This is a genomic window from Evtepia sp. (assembly GCF_056797215.1).
This window is the reverse complement of the sequence record NZ_JBQILM010000026.1, coordinates 17,613-37,145: the sequence shown is the minus strand read 5'-3', so window position 1 is coordinate 37,145 and position 19,533 is coordinate 17,613. Positions and strand designations below refer to the sequence as shown.

The following is a 19,533-nucleotide window of genomic DNA, read 5'->3' as shown; positions in this document are numbered from 1 at the left end:
TTATAAAGGAACATAAGAACCACCATCCTATATTTTCTCAATGTATGCAGCTAAGCGGGCAACGGTTTCGTCGTCCAGTGTGGATACATTCAGGGTTTTCGGGGCATCAAGGCTGACCAAGTAGTCCACACTCACCCCGTACAGACGGGCAAGACGGACCAATACCTCCACCGATGGGGTTTTGCTGGCTGTCTCATAGGCGCTGACCATCGTTTTGGATATCCCAATCCGCGCACCCACTTGTGCTTGGGTCATGCCTCTGGCTTCCCGCAGCTTTTTCAGTTTTTCAGCGCAGTCAAGCATAGGCAGTCCCCCCTCCACCATCAGTTTATCATAAAAAAATCCGCCGACGGGAGATTATGGTATACCTATAGGTGGATTTTATGTAATTTTGTAATAGTTTCATCCCCTTTCGTGCTGTGAAATGCCTATACTCTCTTGCCCTTTGACAAGGCGCAGGATTGCGTTTATCCAGCTTGTGCTGTCTGTTCTTCCTTTGCCGCAGTTTCAGTAAATAAGTAGTCAGCAGTGTATTCAAAAAGCAACGCGCAGGTCTTTATAAACTCTGGATATGTAAAATCAGTTCTTCCTATCAATTTGTTTTGTGCTGTTTTTTCTTCAACTCCCAAAACTTCTGCATATTGTTTTGTAGAGATTCCCTTTTGCTGTAACGCTGTTCGCAAGTTGGCAAACATATCCTCACCCCTCGGTTTACCCCTTTGGGTAATTTTAACTCAAATATATACCCTCAAACGTAATATGTCAAGCCTTTTTTATGTATAAGGGTAATTTCATTCTTGCGCTTTACTTTCTTTCGTGATAAAATTATCTTAATTAGAGGTGATGATACAATGGATTTCTTAGAGAAGCTAGACTATTTGATGGAGAAAAACCATCTAAATAAAAGCACTTTATCTAAAGCCTGTAATATTCCTTATACCACCATTGACGGTTGGTACAAGAAGGGCTATAAAGGGTTAAAGCTAACCACCTTGCGGAAACTAGCGGCATATTTTGGAACTTCGCTTGACTATTGGGCATCTGAAGATGATGAATGCTTCAATCAAGAAAACTTACCTGATACTTATAGACAGGTCACTTCGCAATTAGAGAAAATGAATGATGACCAAGTAAAGGCGGTTCTTGCCTTTATCAATTCGCTGGATGATATAGAAAAATCCCTATCTGATGGTTCCGATCACTAATACCTGACAGGTGATTGGGACACCAGGGAAACGTTTTTTACAATAAAACGAGGGGGCCACAACTGCGACGTTGTGGCCCCCTCATAACATAAGGTGCGCTGTTACATACGGCGGTTGGCCCACCGATAGAACCCCTTGGCGAATACAAAATAGGGGGGAGGTGGTAGCTGATGTGGAAGGACCGAGTGCTCTTTGCGCTTCGTGTTCTGGCATGTCTGGCGGTTTCGCTGGTCGTGCTGTCCATAAAAGCGTGTTAGCCGCCCGACCGGAATCCGAGCGGCTAACGGATTAAATCCCTAGTTGCTTTGGGCTGACCGTCAGTAGCAGCGGCCTTCTTTTTTTATTATATAACTGTTTTTAGAATTTGTCAACCAGCAATGCCTGCCCTAAGGTGCCCCCAGGGGGAGGCTAAGGGGTTGTAGTACTTTGTCAAATTTCTATTGTTGACAGCGTTTTTTTTATCGCGTATACTAGAGTATGAATAATGTATGAATTTTTTGCCAGGAGGTGTGCTGTCCCTTGCTCAACCAACGTATTGTGGTAAAGATTGGCACCTCCACCCTGGCCCATCCCACGGGCCTGTTGAACCTGCGGCGGGTGGAGGGGTTGTGCCGGGTCCTCAGTGATTTGAAAAACGCCGGACATGAGCTGATCTTGGTCTCCTCTGGGGCCATCGGCATGGGGATGGGCAAACTCTCCCTCCACCAGCGGCCGGAGGACACCCCCGGCAAGCAGGCCGCCGCTGCCGTAGGTCAGTGCGAATTGATGTACACCTATGACAAGGCCTTTTCCGAATACAACCACACCGTGGCCCAAATTTTGCTCACCGCCGCAGACGTGAACCATCCAGACCGCTTTGCCAACTTCCGCAACACCATGGGCCGCCTGCTGGAGTTGAAAGCCCTGCCCATCATCAACGAGAACGACACCGTGGCCACGGAAGAGCTGGGCATCGGGGACAACGACACCCTGGCCGCCATCGTGGCCGTGAGCCTGGAAGCGGACCTGCTGGTCCTCCTCTCGGACATCGACGGGCTCTACACCGCTGACCCCCACACCCACCCCGACGCCGCCCTCATCCGGGAAATCCCCGTCCTCACCCAGGAGATTTTGGCCCTGGCGGGAGGGGCCGGTTCCCACCTGGGCACCGGGGGGATGGCCACCAAGCTCCACGCCGCCCAGATTTGTATGGATGCCGGCTGCGACATGGTCATCGCCAACGGCGCCGACCCTACATTGCTCTATGAAGCCGCCGCCGGACGCAGTGCCGGCAGCCGTTTTTGCGGAAAGCGAGGCTAATTATGTCTGACCTGACCTTGACGCGGCCCCTGTTGGAGGCCGCCAACGCGGCCAAAGCCGCCATTGCTTTTCTCCCCTCGGAGAAGAAGAAAGCCCTGCTGCTGACCATGGCGGACTGCCTGGAAGCGGACACCCAGGCCATCCTAGAGGCCAACGCGGCGGATGTCGCCGCCGTCCAGGGGAGCATATCCCCGGTGATGGTGGACCGCCTGCGCCTCACCGCCCCCCGCATTGCCGGTATGGCCGCGGGGATGCGGGCAGTGGCGGCGCTGCCGGACCCCATCAACCAAGTGCGCTCCTTCCAGTGCCTGCCCAACGGGTTGGAGGTGCAAAAGCTCTCGGTGCCCCTGGGGGTCATTGCCATCATCTACGAATCCCGCCCCAACGTCACCTCCGACGCCGCCAGCCTGGCCTTACAGGCCGGGAGCGTGTGTGTCCTGCGGGGGGGCAAGGAGTCCATCCGCTCCAACCGCGCCATTGTGGCGGCCCTCCACCGGGGGCTAGAGCGCTGCCAGCTCCCCACCGCCCTGGTGAGCCTGGTGACGGACACCAGCCGGGACAGCGCCACCGAGCTTATGGAGGCGGTGGGCTATATTGACCTGCTCATCCCCCGGGGCGGGGCCTCCCTCATTGAGACCTGCGTGCAGCGCTCCAAGGTCCCCTGTATCCAGACGGGCACGGGGATCTGCCACATCTTTGTGGACGAGAGCGCCGATTTGGACAAAGCCCTGGATATTGTGGACAACGCCAAAACCAGCCGCCCCTCGGTGTGCAACGCCGCGGAGGTCTGCCTGGTGAACGCCGCCATCGCCCCGGACTTCCTCCCCCGGCTCCGGGACCGTCTGGTGGACCAGCGCACCGCCCAGGGCCTGCCCCCGGTGGAGCTGCGCCTAGACGCCGCCGCCCAGGCCATCATCCCCGGCACCCCCGCCAGTGAGGCGGACTTCCACCGGGAGTTTTTGGACTATATCCTGGCGGTGAAAGTGGTGCCCGATGTGGAGGCGGCGGTGGAGCACATCAACGGCCATTCCACCGGCCACAGCGAGGCCATCCTCACGGAGGATTTGAGCCGGGCCTATTACTTCTCCCACGCCGTGGACAGCGCGGCGGTGTACATCAACGCCTCCACCCGCTTCACCGACGGGGGCGAGTTCGGCCTGGGCTGCGAGATGGGCATCTCCACCCAAAAGCTCCACGCCCGGGGCCCCATGGGCTTGGAAGAGCTCACCAGCTATAAGTACGTCATCTTAGGGGACGGACAGACGCGATAGTCAAATTGATGAGAAAGGGAGGGGCCTTTTGATGAAGGACTTTTTCTTGCGGCATCTGCATCAACACACCATCGACGATGCCATGCAGCTTTGGGATATCCTACAGGATCGGGACTTCCGCACCCTCTTCCTCCGGCCTACAGAAAATACCATCATCCAGCTCATTCGCTACGGTATCACTGGGGGAACTTCCTTCCTGGTGGACTATCTCCTGCTGTACTCCCTGGAACGCTCCGGGGCCCATTATTTGATTGCCGCTGCCCTGGCGTTCCTCATGGGCATCAGCTGCAACTTCCTCCTCACCAAGCACTTTGCTTTCCGGGCGGTGGACGCGGCGGTGCGGCCTGGGGCAGAGGTGGTGGTCTTTGGGGCCATCTCCGCCGGGGGCCTGGGCTTGACCCTGCTGCTGCTCTACCTCTTCACCACCCGGCTGCGGATGCAGCTCATGCTGGCCAAATTCGTCAGCAGTTTGCTGGTGTTTGCGTGGAACTTCTCTGCCCGGAAGCTGTTCCTCTACCCAGGGCAGCCCCATGAGGAGACAGGGAAGGTGTGAAAACTTGTGGGAAACGGCAACAAAAGGACGGCTGCGGATGCAGCCGTCCTTTTGTTGTTGATTAAATGTTGGGGCTGACTGTCAGTAACAGCGCCCTTCTGTTTTTATTATACGAGTATTTTGAAGATTTATCAACCCACGGCCTGCCCCCTCACACCATCTTTTCCTGCTTCACCTTCTTGTCGATTACATGCCGCTTGGCCAGCTCTCCCTCCACGTCCTCTAGGGAGATGCCAAGCTGTAGCATCAGGACCATCACGTGGTAGGCCAAATCCGCGATTTCATACACCGTCTCTGCCTTGTCCTCTGCTTTTCCGGCAATGATCACCTCGGTACACTCTTCCCCCACCTTTTTGAGGATTTTGTCCAAACCCTTTTCAAAGAGGTAGGAGGTATAAGAGCCCTCCTTGGGGGCTTCCTTCCGGCCTTGGAGCATTTCCATAAGGCCGTCCAGGGAGAAGCCGGGGGCTTCGTCTCCCGTCCAGAGGGGATTGTGGAAGCAGCTCTCCGCCCCGGTGTGGCAGGCGGGGCCGTCCTTGTTCACCCGAACCACCAGGGCGTCGTAATCGCAGTCGGCGGTGATGTCGATGATGTGCTGCACCGCCCCGGAGGTCTCCCCCTTGCGCCACAGCGCCTGGCGGGAGCGGCTATAGAAGCAGGTGCGGCCTTCTTTGATGGAGAGTTCTAAGCTCTCCCGGTTCATGTAGGCCAGGGTGAGCACTTGGCCGGAGGTGCCGTCCACCACGATGGCGGGGATGAGGCCCTTTTCGTCGAATTTCAGCTTGTCTATCATGTTCATGGGGCAACTCCTTTTTGTTGATACGATGGATCGTTGGGCTTCGCCCAAACCCACCAGGGGCGCTGCCCCTGGACTCCGCCACCTTTTGGAAAAGGTGGACGAAAACGCCGCTTTGTTATCGGACGAGGATTCCGTTTTGGCGCAGCTCCGCTTTCAAGGCTGGGATGGCGATTTCCCCAAAGTGGAACACCGACGCGGCCAGGCCTGCGTCCACGCCGGGGATGGTTTGGAAGAGTTTGGTGAAATCCGCCATCTTCCCTGCCCCCCCGGAGGCCACCACAGGGACCTTCACAGCGGCGCAGACTGCCTCTAACAGCTCCAAATCGAAGCCGCCCTTTACCCCGTCGGTGTCGATGGAGTTCACCACCACCTCCCCGGCCCCCAGGGCCACGCCCTGCTGGATCCAGGCAATGGCGTCCAGGCCGGTGTCGTCCCGGCCGCCCCGGCCAAAGACACGGAACTGGCCGTCTACCCGCTTCACGTCGGCGGAGAGCACCACACACTGGCTGCCGTAGCGCTGGGCGGCCTCCCGGATGAGCGCCGGGTTGCGGATGGCCCCGGAATTCACGCTGACCTTGTCCGCGCCGCATTTCAGCACCCGGTCAAAGTCCTCCAAGCTGTGGATGCCGCCCCCCACGGTGAGGGGGATAAACACCCGGCTGGCGGTCTCCCGCAAAATATCGGTGAACAGGCCCCGGCCCTCGGCGGAGGCGGTGATGTCGTAAAACACCAGCTCGTCGGCGCCGCTTTTGCTGTAGTACTCCGCCAGCTCCACCGGGGAGCTCACGTCGCTGAGCCCCTCAAAGCGGACCCCCTTCACCACCCGGCCGTCCTTCACGTCCAGGCAGGGGATGATGCGTTTCGTAATCATGGCTTGTCCTCCCCCAGGTGTACCGCCTGAGCCAGGTCGATGGCCCCGGTGTACAGGGCCTTGCCGATGATGGCGCCCGCGGCCCCGGCCCGGCGCAGGGCCTTTACATCCTCTAGGGAGGATACCCCCCCGGAGGCGATGATGTCCATGTCGTAGCGGGCGGAGAGGGCGGCGTAGAGCTTATGGTTGGTGCCCCCCATGGCGCCGTCCTTAGAGATATCGGTGCAGATGACCGTCTGCACCCCCAGGTCCTGCATCCGGCCCAGAAAGGCGTCCCAGCTCTCGGCGCTGGTTTCCAGCCAGCCCTTGATGGCAATCTTGCCGTTTTTCAGGTCCGCCCCCACGGCAATCTTCTCCCCATATTCCGCCACAGCGGCGGCGGTGAAGTCCGGGTCCGTGGCGGCGGCGGTGCCTAAGATCACCCGGCTGGCCCCGGCGTTGAGGTAGCGGCGCACGGTGTCCATGGTGCGGATGCCGCCCCCCACCTGGACGAAAAGCCCCGTCTGCTTGGCGATGGCCTCAATGGTGGCCAGGTTGGTGGTCTCGCCGGTCTTGGCCCCCTCCAAGTCCACCACATGGAGGCAGCTGGCCCCGGCGGCCTCGAAGCGTGCCACGGTGTGGAGGGGGTCCGGGTCGTAAACCGTCATTTGTTCATAGTCCCCCTGGTAGAGGCGCACAGCTTGGCCCCCAAAGAGGTCGATGGCAGGGAAAATCTTCATCTCACCAGTCCTCCTCACAAAATGTCCGTAAAATCTGCAAGCCCACGTCCCCGCTCTTCTCCGGGTGGAACTGGCAGCCCATCACTTTTCTGTGGGCCACGGCGGCGGTGAGCACCGCGCCGTATTCCGTGGTGGCAATGCAGGCGTCTCCGCACTGGTCCGCCCAGAAGGAGTGGACAAAGTACACGCAGTCCCCCGCCTGCACAGTGCGCAGCAGGGGGTGCTGCTTCCCCTGGGGGAAGTCCAGGGCGTTCCAGCCAATGTGGGGGATTTTGTAATCCGGGGGAATGACCCCCTCCATGGGTACCACCTTGCCGGGGATCAGCCCCAGGCCAGGGCAGCGGCCAAATTCGTGGCTCTCCTCAAAGAGCAGCTGCATCCCCAGGCAGATGCCCAGGATGGGCTTGCCCCTCTGGGCCTCGGCGCGGAGCACCTGGTCCAGGCCTGTGGCGCGGAGCTTTTCCGCCGCGTCGGCAAAGGCCCCCACGCCGGGGAGGATCAGGCGGTGGGCCTGGTGAAGTGTTTCCGCGTCTCCTGTCACCACCGGCGCTTGGCCGATGGCCTCCAGGGAACGGCAGAGGGAAAAGAGGTTTCCCACGCCGTAGTCGATTACTGCGATCATAGTTTTATCTCCTTCGGTTGGGCTGCCGCCCAAACCCGCCCAGGGCTCCCGCCCTGGACCCGGCCAGAGGCTCTGCCTCTGGACTCCGCCACCTTTTGAAAAAGGTGGACGAAAACTTTATACCAGCGTCCCCTTGGTGGAGGGCACTTGGTCCCCGGTGATCTTTACCGCGTCCCGCAGGCTCCGGCCGGCGGCCTTGAAAACGCCCTCTAGGATATGGTGGCTGTTTTCCCCCGCCAGCTTCCGCAGGTGGAGGGTACAGCCTGCCCGGCGGGTGAAGGCCAGCCAGAATTCCTTGGCCAGCTCTGTGTCGAAGCTGCCCACCTTCTGGGTGGGCAGGGGGACGTCCCAGCAGAGCATCCCCCGGCCGGAGAGGTCCACGGCGGAGAGGATCAAGGCCTCGTCCATGGGTAGGATGCTCTGGCCAAAACGCTCCACCCCCCGCAGGTCCCCCAGGGCCTGGGCGAAAGCGTCCCCCAGGCAGATGCCCACGTCCTCCACACTGTGGTGGTCGTCCACCCAGTTGTCGCCGCTGCACTGCACCGTGAGGCCAAAGCCTCCGTGGCGGGCGAAGCCGTTTAACATGTGGTCCAAGAAGCCCACGCCGGTTTTGATGTCCCGCTGGCCCCCCTCCAAGCACAGGGAGAGGGTGATTTCTGTCTCGGCAGTGTTCCGTTGGATATCAGCCTGTCTCATACAAGCCCTCCTCTTCCAAAATGGCCCGGACTTCCTGTAAAAATACCCCCATCTCCTCCTCGGTGCCGATGGTCACCCGGTTGTAGTCCGCCAGCGCCGGGTCGGAGAAGTGGCGGATGAGGACGCCCCGGTCCTTCAATTTCCGGTAGAGCAGCGCCCCAGGCAGCCCCTCCCGGCGGATGAAAAGGAAGTTGGCCTTGGAGTCCGGGAAGGTGAAGCCCAGCATCTGTAAGGCCGCCGCCGTCCGGGCCCGGGTGGCCATGATGCGCTTGGCGTTTTCCACAAAATAGGGGGCGGCATCCACCGCCGCTGCCCCCAAGGTCAGGGTCAGGCGGTTGACGTTGTAGGGGTTGGTGGAAAACTTGAGCTTTTCCAAATCCGCAATGAGTTCCCTGTCCCCCAGGGCGAAGCCCAGCCGGGCCCCTGCCATGGAGCGGGACTTGGAATAGGTCATCACCACCAGCAGGTTTTGGTACCGGTGGATCAGCTCCGCCGCGCTCTCCCCGCCGAAGTCGATGTAGGCCTCGTCCACCAGGACAACCTGATCTGGATTGGAGGCCACGATGCCTTCGATGGCCTCCAAGCCCACCGCCAGCCCGGTGGGGGCGTTGGGATTGGCCAGGACAGTGAGGCAGCCAGTGTGGCAGAGCCCCTCCACGTCCAGGGTGAAGTCCTCCCGGAGGGGGACTGTCCGGTAGGGCACCCCGTGGAGCTGGGCGAATACGGGATAAAAGCTATAGCTGGGGGAGGGGAACACCGCCCCCTGGGCCCCAAAGGCCATGAACGCAAAATTCAGGATATCGTCAGAGCCGTTGGAGAGAAAGACGTTCTCCCCCTGGCAGCCGTAGTACCAGGCCAGTTTTTCCTTGAGGGCTTTGCCCTCCGGGTCGGAGTAGAGCCGCAAGTCCTCCAGGTCCTGCTGGCCCAGGGCGTCTAAGACCTCCGGGGCGGGGGGGTAGGGGGATTCGTTGGTGTTCAGCTTGATGTAGGCCCGGTCCCTGGGCTGTTCCCCAGGGGTGTACGCCTCTAGGGGGGCGTACTTCTCGTGGAGGAAGCGGCTCATGGCTTGCCCACCACCTGGGGGTCAAAGCGGATGTCGACGCTCCGGGCGTGGCCGGTGAGCCCTTCCTGCTTGGCAAAGTTGGACACGGTCTCCCGGGCCACGGAGAGGGCCTCTGGGGTGTAGTAGATATATTGGCTTTTTTTGACAAAGTCGTCCACAGACAGGGGGCTGGAAAAGCGGGCGGTGCCCCCGGTGGGCAGGGTGTGGTTGGGCCCGGCAAAGTAGTCCCCCAAGGCCTCCGGGCAGTGGTGGCCCAGGAAGATGGACCCGGCGTTCTGGATGGCGTTGAGCCAGCGGAAGGGCTCCGCCACGCACAGCTCCAAGTGCTCCGGGGCGATCTCGTTGGCGATGTCCACCGCCTGCTCCATGGTCTGGGTCAGGATGATCTTGCCGTTGCCGTCGATGGAGGCCCGGGCGATCTCCTCCCGTTTCAGCTTGGGGAGCTGTTCCTCAAGGGCTGCCTGGACGGCGTTGGCCAGGGCTTCGCTGTCAGTGACCAGCACTGCCGCGGCTGCCTTATCGTGCTCTGCCTGGCTGAGCAGGTCTGCCGCCACGGTCTGGGGGTTGGCGCTGCTGTCGGCCAGCACCAAAATCTCGCTGGGGCCTGCCACCATGTCGATGCCCACAATGCCGAACACCTGGCGCTTGGCCTCCGCCACAAAGCGGTTGCCGGGGCCCACGATCTTGTCCACGCGGGGCACACTCTCGGTGCCGTAGGCCAGGGCCGCCACCGCTTGGGCCCCGCCGATGCGGAACACCCGGTCCACCCCGCACACCCGGGCGGCGGCCAAAATCGCCGGGGGGATTTTCCCGTCCTTGCCCGGGGGCGTAACCATACACAGCTCCTTCACCCCGGCCAGTTTGGCGGGGATGGCGTTCATCAGCACGCTGGAAGGGTAGGCGGCAGTGCCCCCAGGGACGTATAGCCCCACCCGGGCCAGGGGCGTCACCTTCTGGCCCAGGATCACCCCGGCCTCGTCGCTGGTCTGGAAGCCGCTGCGCAGCTGGTGCTGGTGGAAGGCGCTGATGCGCTCCGCAGCCCGGTAGAGGATATCCACCAACAGGGGGTTGGCCTGGCGGAACCCCTCGTCAATGGCCCCCTGGCCCAGCTCAATGCTGCTGATATCCGCGCCGTCAAAGGCCTTGGTGTATTCCTTCAGGGCTGCGTCGCCCTTGGCCTTAACCTGTTCCAAAATGGCCCGGACCTCCTCCTGGGCGTCCCGGACCGGGTCTGTCCGGGAAAAAATCTCCGCCCCGGCGCTTGCCTGCAAAATGGGGATCATTGCGTTGCCTCCTTTGCCGCCACCTGTCCCTGTAGGCCCTGGAAAAGGGTCTGGATGGCCTCGTGTTTGAATTGATAGCTGACCTGATTGGCGATGAGCCGGGCACTGATGTCCACGATGGTCTCAATGGGGACCAGGCCGTTTTCCTTCAAGGTGGTGCCGGTCTCCACAATGTCCACGATGACGTCGGTCATCCCCAGGATGGGGGCGATCTCAATGGAGCCGTGGAGGCGGACCACGTCAATGTCCCGGCTCTGGCTGTTGTAATAGCTCCGGGCGATTTTGGGGAACTCCGTGGCCACCCGGAGCTTCTTGTCCAGGTCGTCCCGGAAGCCCTCCAAGGCCGCCACGCACATGCGGCACTTGCCAATTTCCAGGTCCAGCAGTTCATAGACGTTGGGGGTGTATTCCAACAGAATGTCCTTCCCCGCCACCCCCACGTCGGCGGCCCCCCGCTCCACGTAGGCGGGCACGTCGGAGGGCTTTACCCAGAAGTAGCGGACCTTGGCCTCCGGGTTCTCAAAAATCAGCTTCCGCTTGGGGTCCAGCAGCTCCGGGCAGGGGAAGCCCGCCTGGGCCAGCATGGCATACACCCGCTCCCCCAGGCGGCCCTTGGGGAGGGCTACGTTCAGGAAGCCGTCGGCAGAAATGCCGCTGTCAAATCGTGGTCTCATGTCCTCGCCCCTCCTCTCAGGTCCATTTCCTCCCGGGCCCGGACCCCTGTGGGGTCTTGCCGGGCCAGCACCCGCTTCCCGGCGGCGGTTTGCTCCGCCAGGGTCCGGGTGAGGGCCGTTAGGTCTGTGCTGCTGTCGTAGCGCAGGAGCAGGTCCGCGTCGAAGTCCCCCTGGACGGGGTCCAGGCGTTCCAGCTCGTTGAGGTAGAGGGCAAAGCCCATGGCCCCGCAGTGCTTGCCCATGCGCTGGACCAGCTTGTCATACTGCCCCCCGGAGAGCACCCCCCGGGGCAGGCCCTTCAAAAAGCCCCGAAAGACGATGCCGCTGTAGTAGTCCACATCCCCCTCCACGGAGAAGTCCAAATAGACCTTGTCCCCTAAGCCGTTGGCGTTCAGCAGGGCCTGGATGCTGCTGAGCTCCTCCCAGGCCTCCCGGGTCTTTTTGCCCCCCACGCACAGGGGGGCCAGGGCCTGCAAGGCCTGTTCCAGGGGGCCGTAGGTGGTGATGAGGGTTTCCAGCAGGGTCGCCACGGTGCCGCTGAGGCCCTTCTCCTGGCAGTAGTGGGCGAGCTCCGTCCGGTTCTTCGCCCGCACCGCCCCCATCACCCGGGGCAGGTCCTTTTCCGGGATGCCGGCGGCCTCCAAAAAGCCGCCCACCAGCCCCGCGTGGGACAGGTCCAGGACGTATTCCTGGCTGATGGAGGCCAAGCTCTCCGCCGCCAGGGCAATGACCTCATAGATGTGGTACAGGTCCAGCTGCCCGATACATTCCAGGCCCGTCTGCATGATCTCCTGGAAGCCCTCGTCCCCCTTGCCCCAGCGGTACACGGTCTCGTTGTAATAGACCTTCCGGGGCCCCGGCGCCTGCTCCCGGGTGCTCTTGATGATGGAGAGGGTCACGTCCGGCTTCAAGGCCATGAGCACCCCCCGCTCGTCGGTGAAGGTGATCATCCGCTGGCTGACCAAAAAGTCCTTGCTGCGGCCGTAGAGGTCGTATTCCTCAAATTTACTCATCTTAAAGGGGCTGTAGCCCCGGCGCTCGTAGAGCTGCCGCAGGCGGTAAATGGTCTGCTCCTCCCGGCGCAGGATACGCGTGTCCAGTTCCATGGTGCCCGCTCCTTTCCTTTGATTCATCCCATTGTTTCACAGTTTACCACTCTAGCACGATAAAGTAAAGAGGAAAGCACCCACAGCAAGGAAAATTTCCCGCCTGTGAGACGGACGTATTTGTGCAATATTTTCCCCCTTTCCCATTGACAAAACCCGCCCGCATCCGCTATGCTAGGAACATATAAAACTGCATACCCCACGCAATGAAGGGAATATGCTGTCTCCCCCTCCAACCCAGAGAGCGGCCGTCTGGTGCAAGGCCGCATGGAGCGAGGCACGCGTCTCACCCCGGAGCGTGAACTATTTGAGTGGGCGTTGTTGGACGCCAACAAGAGTGGTACCGCGGAAGCTTGTCAGCCTTCGTCTCTTGATATTCCTGGAGAGACGATGGCTTTTGTTGTTTCTCCCCCGAAAGAAAGGATATGGTTATGATGAAGAATTTCAAGAAGTATAGCCCCGGCTATTACCTGCCCCCAGAGCCCTGCTTTGACTGGGCCAAGAAGGACCGCCTCACCGCGGCCCCCCAGTGGTGCAGCGTGGACCTGCGGGACGGCAACCAGGCCCTGATCACCCCCATGAGCCTGGAAGAAAAGCTGGACTTTTACAAATTCCTCCTGGCGCTGGGGTTTAAGGAAATCGAGGTGGGCTTCCCCGCCGCGTCGGAGACGGAATACACCTTCCTGCGTACCATCATTGAGGAGCATTTGATCCCCGACGACGTGACCATCCAGGTGTTGACCCAGTCCCGGGAGCATATCATCAAAAAGACCTTTGAGTCCATCCAGGGGGCCAAGAACGTCATTGTCCACCTGTACAACTCCACCTCCTTCGCCCAGCGCCAGCAGGTGTTCCGGATGAGCGAGGACGAGATTGTGGACATCGCCGTCTCCGGGGCCAAGCTCTTTGACGAGTACGCCGCCAAGATGCCAGGGACCAACTTCCGCTTTGAATACTCCCCGGAGAGCTTCACCGGCACAGAGGTGGAGTTCGCCCTGCGCATCTGCAACGCGGTCATCGACGTGTGGAAGCCCCGGCCGGAGCGCCAGGTGATCATCAACCTGCCCTCCACCGTGGAGATGTCCATGCCCCACGTCTACGCCCAGCAGATCGAATACATGGGCAAGCACCTCCATGACCGGGAGAATGTGATTGTCTCCATCCACCCCCACAACGACCGGGGCTGCGGCGTGGCGGCGGCGGAGCTGGCCTTGCTGGCGGGGGGCGACCGCATCGAGGGCACCTTGTTCGGCAACGGCGAGCGCACCGGCAACGTGGATATCGTCACCCTGGCCATGAACCTCTTCACCCACGGGGTGGACCCCCAGCTGGACTTCTCCGACATGCCCCGCGTGGTGGAGGTCTATGAAAAGCTCACGGGCATGACCGTGGGCTACCGCCAGCCCTATTCCGGGCACCTGGTGTTCGCGGCCTTCTCCGGCTCCCATCAGGACGCCATCTCCAAGGGGATGCACTTCCGGGAGGAGCGGGGGGAGGAGCGCTGGACCGTCCCCTACCTGCCCCTGGACCCCCACGACGTAAACCGGGAGTACGAAACCGACGTGATCCGCATCAACAGCCAGTCCGGCAAGGGGGGTATCTCCTATATTTTGGAGCACAACTTTGGCTACTCCCTGCCCAAGGAGATGGCTGCCGAGGTGGGTTATTTCATCAAGGATGTCTCCGACCACGCCCACAAGGAGCTCAGCCCGGCGGACATCCTGGTGGCCTTCCAGCATGAGTACCAGAACAAGGATATCCCCATCGCCCTGGACGATATCACCTGGGTCCGGGAGGGTGGCACCACCGCCGCCGACGTGACCCTGTCCATCAACGGCGAGCACTTCTTCCTCAGCGCCAAGGGCAACGGCCCCCTGGACGCGGTGAGCAACGTGCTGAAGCTGGCAAACCCCGCCATTCAGTACCAGTTTGTGGACTATGAGGAACACGCCTTGGAGACCGATTCCAGCTCCCTGGCCTCCGCCTACGTGGTGATTGCCGACGCAGAGGGCAAGCACTATTGGGGCGTGGGCGTGGACAGCGACATCACCATGGCCTCCGTGTACGCCCTGATTACCGCAGTGAACCGGGAGAATAAGGTGAAGCAGTTTATCCCCGTGACAGAGGGAAGCGACCGGTAAGGACAGAAAAACTCCTTTAGCCAAAGGAGCCTTTCTGTGGAAATCAGATACCTTACGTCCCACAAAAACCAACGCAAGCCCCAACCTCCCCCTGTCCCACCACTTCCTAGATGGGAACGAGCCAATCCGAGAGAAAAAACGAAGAAATCAAAGGAATCCACCTCCCAGCACCGGCACAACGCACCCACCTTGGGGCCGGCAGCTCCGGCCCGGCCGGCCTACGGGTGGTGGACGAGAGCACCAGGCAGGTCGGGCGCTAAGTTCCCCGCACGGTAGGCCTCTCAGTCTCGCCCCCGTTGTTTTTTTCCGTCTGCTTTTTTTCTGAAAAAAAGCGGACAAAAGGGCCCGTACTGTGCGGGAAATGGGGACAACGGGGCTGTGGGGTACGGCGTTAAGTGGGGCACTGGTTGGTGGTACGATTTCCAACAAGGGGCCTCGTTCCTGCGGAACATTGGCGATTGCGGGCGCTGCCCGCACCCGGCAGAGGCGCGGCCTCTGCACTCCGCAACCTTGGTAGTGTCACGCTGCGCCTGTTCGCGACGCGGTTCTAAGCCCCTCCGACTCCGGCGAACCCATCCAGGGCCTGCGGCCCCTCCTTGGGCTTCGCCTGCGCTCCGGGGCTTCGCCTGCGCTCCGGGGCTTAGCCCGCTGCTCACGACGGCTCCACGCTTCGTCTGAAAAAGGTGGACGAAAACTTTAATTGACGCTGTGCGCAACATGTCATAAACTATGTTATAATACAACGAAAAGCATGGGCCATCCGCCCCCACAAACAGGAAAGGATTACACATGACGAAATGGGAATCATTGGTGATTTTGTTGGACATGTAGCAGCAGATACTGCTGGGAAAATATTAGATAAATCCATTGACGTAATAGAGGCAAAAGAAACTCAAAAACGTCAAAAGTTATTTCGCTGTGCACCTGGAGAGAAAGTGCTTTTAATCAACAAAGAACAATATCTGTTGCGAGATAAATTCAGCGTCTATGATGAGAATGAAAGTGTAGTCTATTCTGTAAAAAGGAAACTTGTTTCAGCAAAACCTCATCTTTTTATTTATGATGCGCACGGGGGAAAACTTGGTACCGTCAAACAGAAACTCCTTGCGTTAAGGGCATCCGCTATAAGGGAATCACATGCGGTAGATTTCGATTTTATAGTGAATGGACAAAGAGTCGGAAGGCTTCAGTCTACGAGATCAATCACAAAGAGAAAATATCTACTAGACAACGGCTGGACGGTTGAAGGAAATATTCTGGGATTGAAATACAACATTATTGCGGACGGCAAACCAATTGCAACGATTTCTCAAAAGATTTTGTTTTGGGGCGATACCTACCTCATTCGATTCCCAAGGGGCGCAAATGAGATTCTTATTTTGATGATTGTACTAGCTATTGACGTTGCAAATGCACCCAGCCGAACAGATAAGATAAAAGATGCTTTCAGATTCGATGAAGATAGCTGGGACGATGAATAAAGTATTTTTGAAAAACTGAAAAGCAGGGGCGATTCGCCCCACAAAAAGGAGGCGTTCCCTATGGGAATGACAATGACGCAAAAAATCCTCGCCGCCCACGCTGGGCTCCCCGAGGTCAAGGCCGGTCAGCTCATCCGGGCCAAGCTGGATATGGTCTTGGGCAACGACATCACCTCCCCGGTGGCCATCCGGGAATTTGAGAAGGAGGGCTTCACCGGCGTGTTTGACAAGAGCCGGGTGGCCATGGTCATGGACCACTTCACCCCCAACAAGGATATCAAGGCCGCCGAACAGTGCCTGCAATGCCGTACCTTCGCCAAGCGCTTCGACCTGGATAACTTCTACGATGTGGGTCAGATGGGCGTGGAGCACGCCTTGCTGCCGGAAAAAGGCCTAGTTGGGGCCGGGGACTGCATCATCGGCGCGGACTCCCACACCTGTACTTACGGCGCCCTGGGGGCCTTCTCCACCGGGGTGGGCTCCACGGATATGGCCGCGGGCATGGCCACAGGGGAGACCTGGTTCAAGGTCCCTGAGGCCATCCAGGTGCATTTGACCGGCAAGCTGCAGCCCCAGGTCAGCGGTAAGGACGTGATTTTGCACCTCATCGGGATGATCGGCGTGGACGGGGCCCTGTACCAGAGCCTGGAATACTGCGGCGAAGGGGTGGCGGCGCTGTCCATGGACGACCGGCTGTGCATCGCCAATATGTCCATTGAGGCCGGGGCCAAGAACGGGATTTTCCCCGTGGATGAGATCACCAAGGCCTACCTGGACGGCCGCACCCAGCGGCCCTATACCGTCTATGCCGCCGACCCCGACGCGGAGTATGTCCGCACCATCGAGATCGACTTGAGCAGCATTGAACCCACCGTGGCGTTCCCCCACCTGCCAGAGAACGCCAAGCCCATCTCCCAGGTGGAGGATATCCGCATCGACCAGGTGATCATCGGCTCCTGCACCAATGGCCGCTTGGAGGACATGGAGGTGGCGGCCAAGCTGTTGGAGGGCAAGAAGGTGGCCTCCCATGTGCGCTGCATCGTTATGCCCGCCACCCAGGAGATTTTCAAAACCTGCGCGGAGCGGGGGTATCTCACCACCTTCATCGACGCGGGCTGCGCCGTGTCCACCCCCACCTGCGGCCCCTGCCTGGGGGGACACATGGGGGTCATGGCCAACGGCGAGCGCTGCGTGGCCACCACCAACCGGAACTTCGTGGGCCGCATGGGCGGCATCACTTCGGAAATCTACCTGGCAAGTCCCGCCGTTGCCGCGGCATCCGCCATTGCCGGGAAAATCGCTGACCCCCGTGGTCTGTAAGGAAAGGAGCTGCACAGTATGAACGCAAAAGGGCTTGTCCATAAGTACGGGGACAACGTGGATACCGACGTCATCATCCCCGCCCGTTACCTGAATATCGCTGACAAGAAGGAGCTGGCCACCCACTGCATGGAGGACATCGACACCAACTTTGTCAAGGTTGTCAACAGCGGCGACGTGATGGTGGGGGGGCTGAACTTCGGCTGCGGCTCCTCCCGGGAGCACGCCCCCATGGTCATCAAGGAGTCCGGCATCTCCTGTGTCATCGCCAAGACCTTCGCCCGGATTTTTTACCGCAACGCCATCAACATCGGCCTGGCCATTCTGGAATGCCCAGAAGCCAGCGAGGGCATCGACGCCGGGGACGAGGTGGCGGTGGACTTCGACACCGGGGTGATTACCAACCTCACCAAAAACGAGACCTACCAGGCCAGCCCCTTCCCGGAGTTTATCAAGGAGATCATCCAGGCCGGGGGCCTCATGGCCTCCATCCAGAAGGGGGGCAAGTGAGCCATGGAAGCAAAACTCGCCGTAATCCGGGGCGACGGCATCGGCCCCGATATCGTGGAACAGGCCCTGCTGGTGCTCCACAAAATTGAGGGGAAGTTCGGCCACAGCTTCCACTGCCAGGATGTCCTGGCGGGGGGCTGCGCCATCGACGCCGTGGGCAACTGCCTGCCCCAGGAGACCATTGACGTATGTAAGGCCGCCGACGCGGTGCTGCTGGGGGCTGTGGGTGGACCCAAGTGGGATACCCTCCCCGGCGGGGAGCGCCCGGAGCGTGCCCTCCTGGGCCTGCGCAAGGAGCTGGGCCTCTTCGCCAACCTCCGCCCCGCCATGATCTTTGAGGCCCTGGCAGGGGCCTCCCCCCTGAAAGCGGAAATCCTGGAAGGGGGCCTGGACATTTTGGTGGTTCGGGAGCTCACCGGGGGCATCTACTTCGGCGAGCGGGGCACCAAGGACACCCCCATGGGCCCCGCCGCCTACGACGTGGAGCAGTACTCCGAGGGGGAGGTCCGCCGCATTGCCAAGGTGGCCTTTGACATGGCCCAGAAGCGCAGCAAGCACGTCACCAGCGTGGACAAGGCCAACGTGCTGGACTCCTCCCGCCTGTGGCGGCGGGTGGTGGCGGAGGTGGCCAAGGACTACCCCGATGTCACCCTGGACAACCTATACGTGGACAACGCCGCCATGCAGTTGGTGCGCAATCCCCGGCAGTTTGACGTGATTGTCACCAGCAACATCTTTGGGGACATCCTCTCCGACGAGGCCAGCCAGATCACCGGCTCCATCGGTATGCTCCCCTCCGCCTCCCTGGCCGTGGGTAATTTTGGCATGTACGAGCCCATCCACGGCTCCGCCCCGGACATCGCCGGCCAGGACAAGGCCAACCCCACCGCCACCATTTTGTCCGTGGCCATGATGCTGCGCTATACCTTCGGCCTGGGGGCCGAGGCGGACGCCATCGAGGATGCCGTGAAGGCCGTCCTGTCCCAGGGCCTGCGTACCCCGGATCTGTTCACCGGAGAGGGCAAGCTTGTGGGCACAAAGGAGATGGGCGCGGCCATCGCGGCGGCGATTTGAGCGGACAGAATCATAGACTACCTGCTGGTGGATTCATCTACTTAGTTTTATTCGTATCTACAGACCACAACAAACCGCACGCTGTTCTCTTGACAGCGTGCGGTTTGTTAAGGGGAACATATGCCGCCAGCGGGGTGGGGCTAAGGGCCTCACCCCGCTGGTAGGTTTTGAGTAGGGTTCCTCTTGGAAAACAATACTGGCTGTAATAAGGATATCCATTGATTACAGAGCTGCTCTCCCTGAGAAAGGTTATATACCGGGGGATCATAAATAAAGTTCCGTTGCTGGCCTCGTCCATTTCCTAGAAGAACACTTGTGGGTGTTTCTTCCTCATCGACCAGTACCACGCAGAGCTCCATCCAATCCGGAATTTGTACTGGGGTTCCTTTTCGAGAAAAAAGGAGCTCCGTACTGCGCCGTTTCGTGCATGGAACTAGGGAAGCAAGTAACTCACTTTCGATCGTTTCCCATTGGTTTCCCATAGCATCCAAGACCTGCTCGTCAAAATATAGCTTATTAGCACTTTCGTCAGAGTAGAATGTAACAGCTACAATGTGATAGGTGCTTTCTTCCTTTACCACAGGAGTTTCTCTAAAAAACAGGAACACAACAGCAAGCAGGACAAGAAACAGCATGACCAACAAGCTGATACAGATACCTTTTTTCATGGAAGCCTCCTTTGACTTATCGCTGCCCTGTCATTAAAAATAACAAGTTACACCACGGATAACGGCCTTTATCGCACCATCATCGTGGGGGCTGACCGTATTATGTAGCGCTACGTATGCAGCATTGTTATAACTAGGTGTATACCTTGTTTGATTCAAATACACTTCTCCATAATGA

General features: G+C 59.6%; 21 protein-coding genes. 9 read left to right on the top strand and 12 right to left on the bottom strand.

Annotated features, from left to right (window positions below; genetic code table 11):
* Window positions 1-27 precede the first annotated feature (27 nt).
* Both ACTOZL_RS07275 and ACTOZL_RS07270 read right to left on the bottom strand, forming a co-directional pair.
* Window positions 28-303, bottom strand: coding sequence for a helix-turn-helix domain-containing protein (locus ACTOZL_RS07275; protein WP_482477583.1), 276 nt, complete (start codon window positions 301-303; stop codon window positions 28-30).
* Between the two features lie 164 nt (window positions 304-467).
* Entirely contained in the window at window positions 468-695 is a 228-nt protein-coding gene (locus ACTOZL_RS07270) for a hypothetical protein (protein ID WP_482477581.1), read from the bottom strand.
* A gap of 156 nt (window positions 696-851) precedes the next feature.
* Here ACTOZL_RS07270 and ACTOZL_RS07265 point away from each other — a divergent pair, with 156 nt between their 5' ends.
* From ACTOZL_RS07265 to ACTOZL_RS07250, 4 genes are all read left to right on the top strand, one after another.
* On the top strand, window positions 852-1,205 hold the full coding sequence (locus ACTOZL_RS07265) for a helix-turn-helix domain-containing protein (protein ID WP_482477579.1): 354 nt from the start codon (window positions 852-854) through the stop codon (window positions 1,203-1,205).
* Window positions 1,206-1,724: 519 nt separating this feature from the next.
* A complete protein-coding gene (gene proB / locus ACTOZL_RS07260) occupies window positions 1,725-2,504 on the top strand; it encodes a glutamate 5-kinase (protein WP_482477577.1) in 780 nt (259 codons plus the stop codon).
* Window positions 2,505-2,506: 2 nt separating this feature from the next.
* A complete protein-coding gene (locus tag ACTOZL_RS07255; RefSeq protein WP_482477575.1) occupies window positions 2,507-3,775 on the top strand; it encodes a glutamate-5-semialdehyde dehydrogenase in 1,269 nt (422 codons plus the stop codon).
* Window positions 3,776-3,806: 31 nt separating this feature from the next.
* A complete protein-coding gene (locus ACTOZL_RS07250; protein WP_482477573.1) occupies window positions 3,807-4,328 on the top strand; it encodes a GtrA family protein in 522 nt (173 codons plus the stop codon).
* A 151-nt stretch (window positions 4,329-4,479) separates the two neighbouring features.
* Here ACTOZL_RS07250 and hisIE read toward each other — a convergent pair whose 3' ends face one another.
* From hisIE to ACTOZL_RS07205, 9 genes are all read right to left on the bottom strand, one after another.
* Window positions 4,480-5,127 (bottom strand): bifunctional phosphoribosyl-AMP cyclohydrolase/phosphoribosyl-ATP diphosphatase HisIE, encoded by a 648-nt coding sequence (gene hisIE, locus ACTOZL_RS07245; protein WP_482477571.1) that lies wholly within the window; start codon window positions 5,125-5,127, stop codon window positions 4,480-4,482.
* 115 nt (window positions 5,128-5,242) lie between these two features.
* Window positions 5,243-5,998: an imidazole glycerol phosphate synthase subunit HisF gene (gene hisF, locus ACTOZL_RS07240; RefSeq protein WP_482477569.1), complete on the bottom strand. Its 756-nt coding sequence runs from the start codon at window positions 5,996-5,998 to the stop codon at window positions 5,243-5,245.
* A complete protein-coding gene (gene hisA / locus ACTOZL_RS07235) occupies window positions 5,995-6,717 on the bottom strand; it encodes a 1-(5-phosphoribosyl)-5-[(5-phosphoribosylamino)methylideneamino]imidazole-4-carboxamide isomerase (RefSeq protein WP_482477567.1) in 723 nt (240 codons plus the stop codon). The genes hisF and hisA overlap by 4 nt, the downstream gene beginning before the upstream one ends.
* 1 nt (window position 6,718) lies before the next feature.
* Window positions 6,719-7,339 carry an imidazole glycerol phosphate synthase subunit HisH gene (hisH, locus tag ACTOZL_RS07230; RefSeq protein WP_482477565.1) on the bottom strand — a complete coding sequence of 207 codons (621 nt, stop codon included), beginning with the start codon at window positions 7,337-7,339 and terminating at the stop codon, window positions 6,719-6,721.
* A gap of 117 nt (window positions 7,340-7,456) precedes the next feature.
* Entirely contained in the window at window positions 7,457-8,035 is a 579-nt protein-coding gene (gene hisB / locus ACTOZL_RS07225; RefSeq protein WP_482477564.1) for an imidazoleglycerol-phosphate dehydratase HisB, read from the bottom strand.
* Window positions 8,022-9,098: a pyridoxal phosphate-dependent aminotransferase gene (locus ACTOZL_RS07220; RefSeq protein WP_482477563.1), complete on the bottom strand. Its 1,077-nt coding sequence runs from the start codon at window positions 9,096-9,098 to the stop codon at window positions 8,022-8,024. The genes hisB and ACTOZL_RS07220 overlap by 14 nt, the downstream gene beginning before the upstream one ends.
* A complete protein-coding gene (gene hisD, locus ACTOZL_RS07215; RefSeq protein ID WP_482477562.1) occupies window positions 9,095-10,381 on the bottom strand; it encodes a histidinol dehydrogenase in 1,287 nt (428 codons plus the stop codon). Before hisD ends, ACTOZL_RS07220 begins: the two co-directional genes overlap by 4 nt.
* Window positions 10,378-11,055 (bottom strand): ATP phosphoribosyltransferase, encoded by a 678-nt coding sequence (hisG, locus tag ACTOZL_RS07210; RefSeq protein WP_482477560.1) that lies wholly within the window; start codon window positions 11,053-11,055, stop codon window positions 10,378-10,380. Before hisG ends, hisD begins: the two co-directional genes overlap by 4 nt.
* Window positions 11,052-12,161: an ATP phosphoribosyltransferase regulatory subunit gene (locus ACTOZL_RS07205; protein WP_482477559.1), complete on the bottom strand. Its 1,110-nt coding sequence runs from the start codon at window positions 12,159-12,161 to the stop codon at window positions 11,052-11,054. The genes hisG and ACTOZL_RS07205 overlap by 4 nt, the downstream gene beginning before the upstream one ends.
* 434 nt (window positions 12,162-12,595) lie before the next feature.
* Here ACTOZL_RS07205 and ACTOZL_RS07200 point away from each other — a divergent pair, with 434 nt between their 5' ends.
* From ACTOZL_RS07200 to leuB, 5 genes are all read left to right on the top strand, one after another.
* A complete protein-coding gene (locus ACTOZL_RS07200; RefSeq protein ID WP_482477584.1) occupies window positions 12,596-14,302 on the top strand; it encodes a 2-isopropylmalate synthase in 1,707 nt (568 codons plus the stop codon).
* Window positions 14,303-15,099: 797 nt separating this feature from the next.
* Window positions 15,100-15,783: an LURP-one-related/scramblase family protein gene (locus ACTOZL_RS07195; RefSeq protein ID WP_482477557.1), complete on the top strand. Its 684-nt coding sequence runs from the start codon at window positions 15,100-15,102 to the stop codon at window positions 15,781-15,783.
* A 60-nt stretch (window positions 15,784-15,843) separates the two neighbouring features.
* Window positions 15,844-17,103, top strand: a complete 1,260-nt coding sequence (gene leuC, locus ACTOZL_RS07190) for a 3-isopropylmalate dehydratase large subunit (protein WP_482477556.1) — start codon at window positions 15,844-15,846, stop codon at window positions 17,101-17,103.
* A gap of 18 nt (window positions 17,104-17,121) precedes the next feature.
* A complete protein-coding gene (leuD, locus tag ACTOZL_RS07185; protein ID WP_482477554.1) occupies window positions 17,122-17,613 on the top strand; it encodes a 3-isopropylmalate dehydratase small subunit in 492 nt (163 codons plus the stop codon).
* A gap of 3 nt (window positions 17,614-17,616) precedes the next feature.
* Window positions 17,617-18,687 carry a 3-isopropylmalate dehydrogenase gene (gene leuB / locus ACTOZL_RS07180; RefSeq protein ID WP_482477553.1) on the top strand — a complete coding sequence of 357 codons (1,071 nt, stop codon included), beginning with the start codon at window positions 17,617-17,619 and terminating at the stop codon, window positions 18,685-18,687.
* Between the two features lie 149 nt (window positions 18,688-18,836).
* On the opposite strand, the gene ACTOZL_RS07175 is transcribed toward leuB, so the two are convergent.
* Window positions 18,837-19,355: a hypothetical protein gene (locus tag ACTOZL_RS07175; RefSeq protein WP_482477551.1), complete on the bottom strand. Its 519-nt coding sequence runs from the start codon at window positions 19,353-19,355 to the stop codon at window positions 18,837-18,839.
* Window positions 19,356-19,533 lie beyond the last annotated feature (178 nt).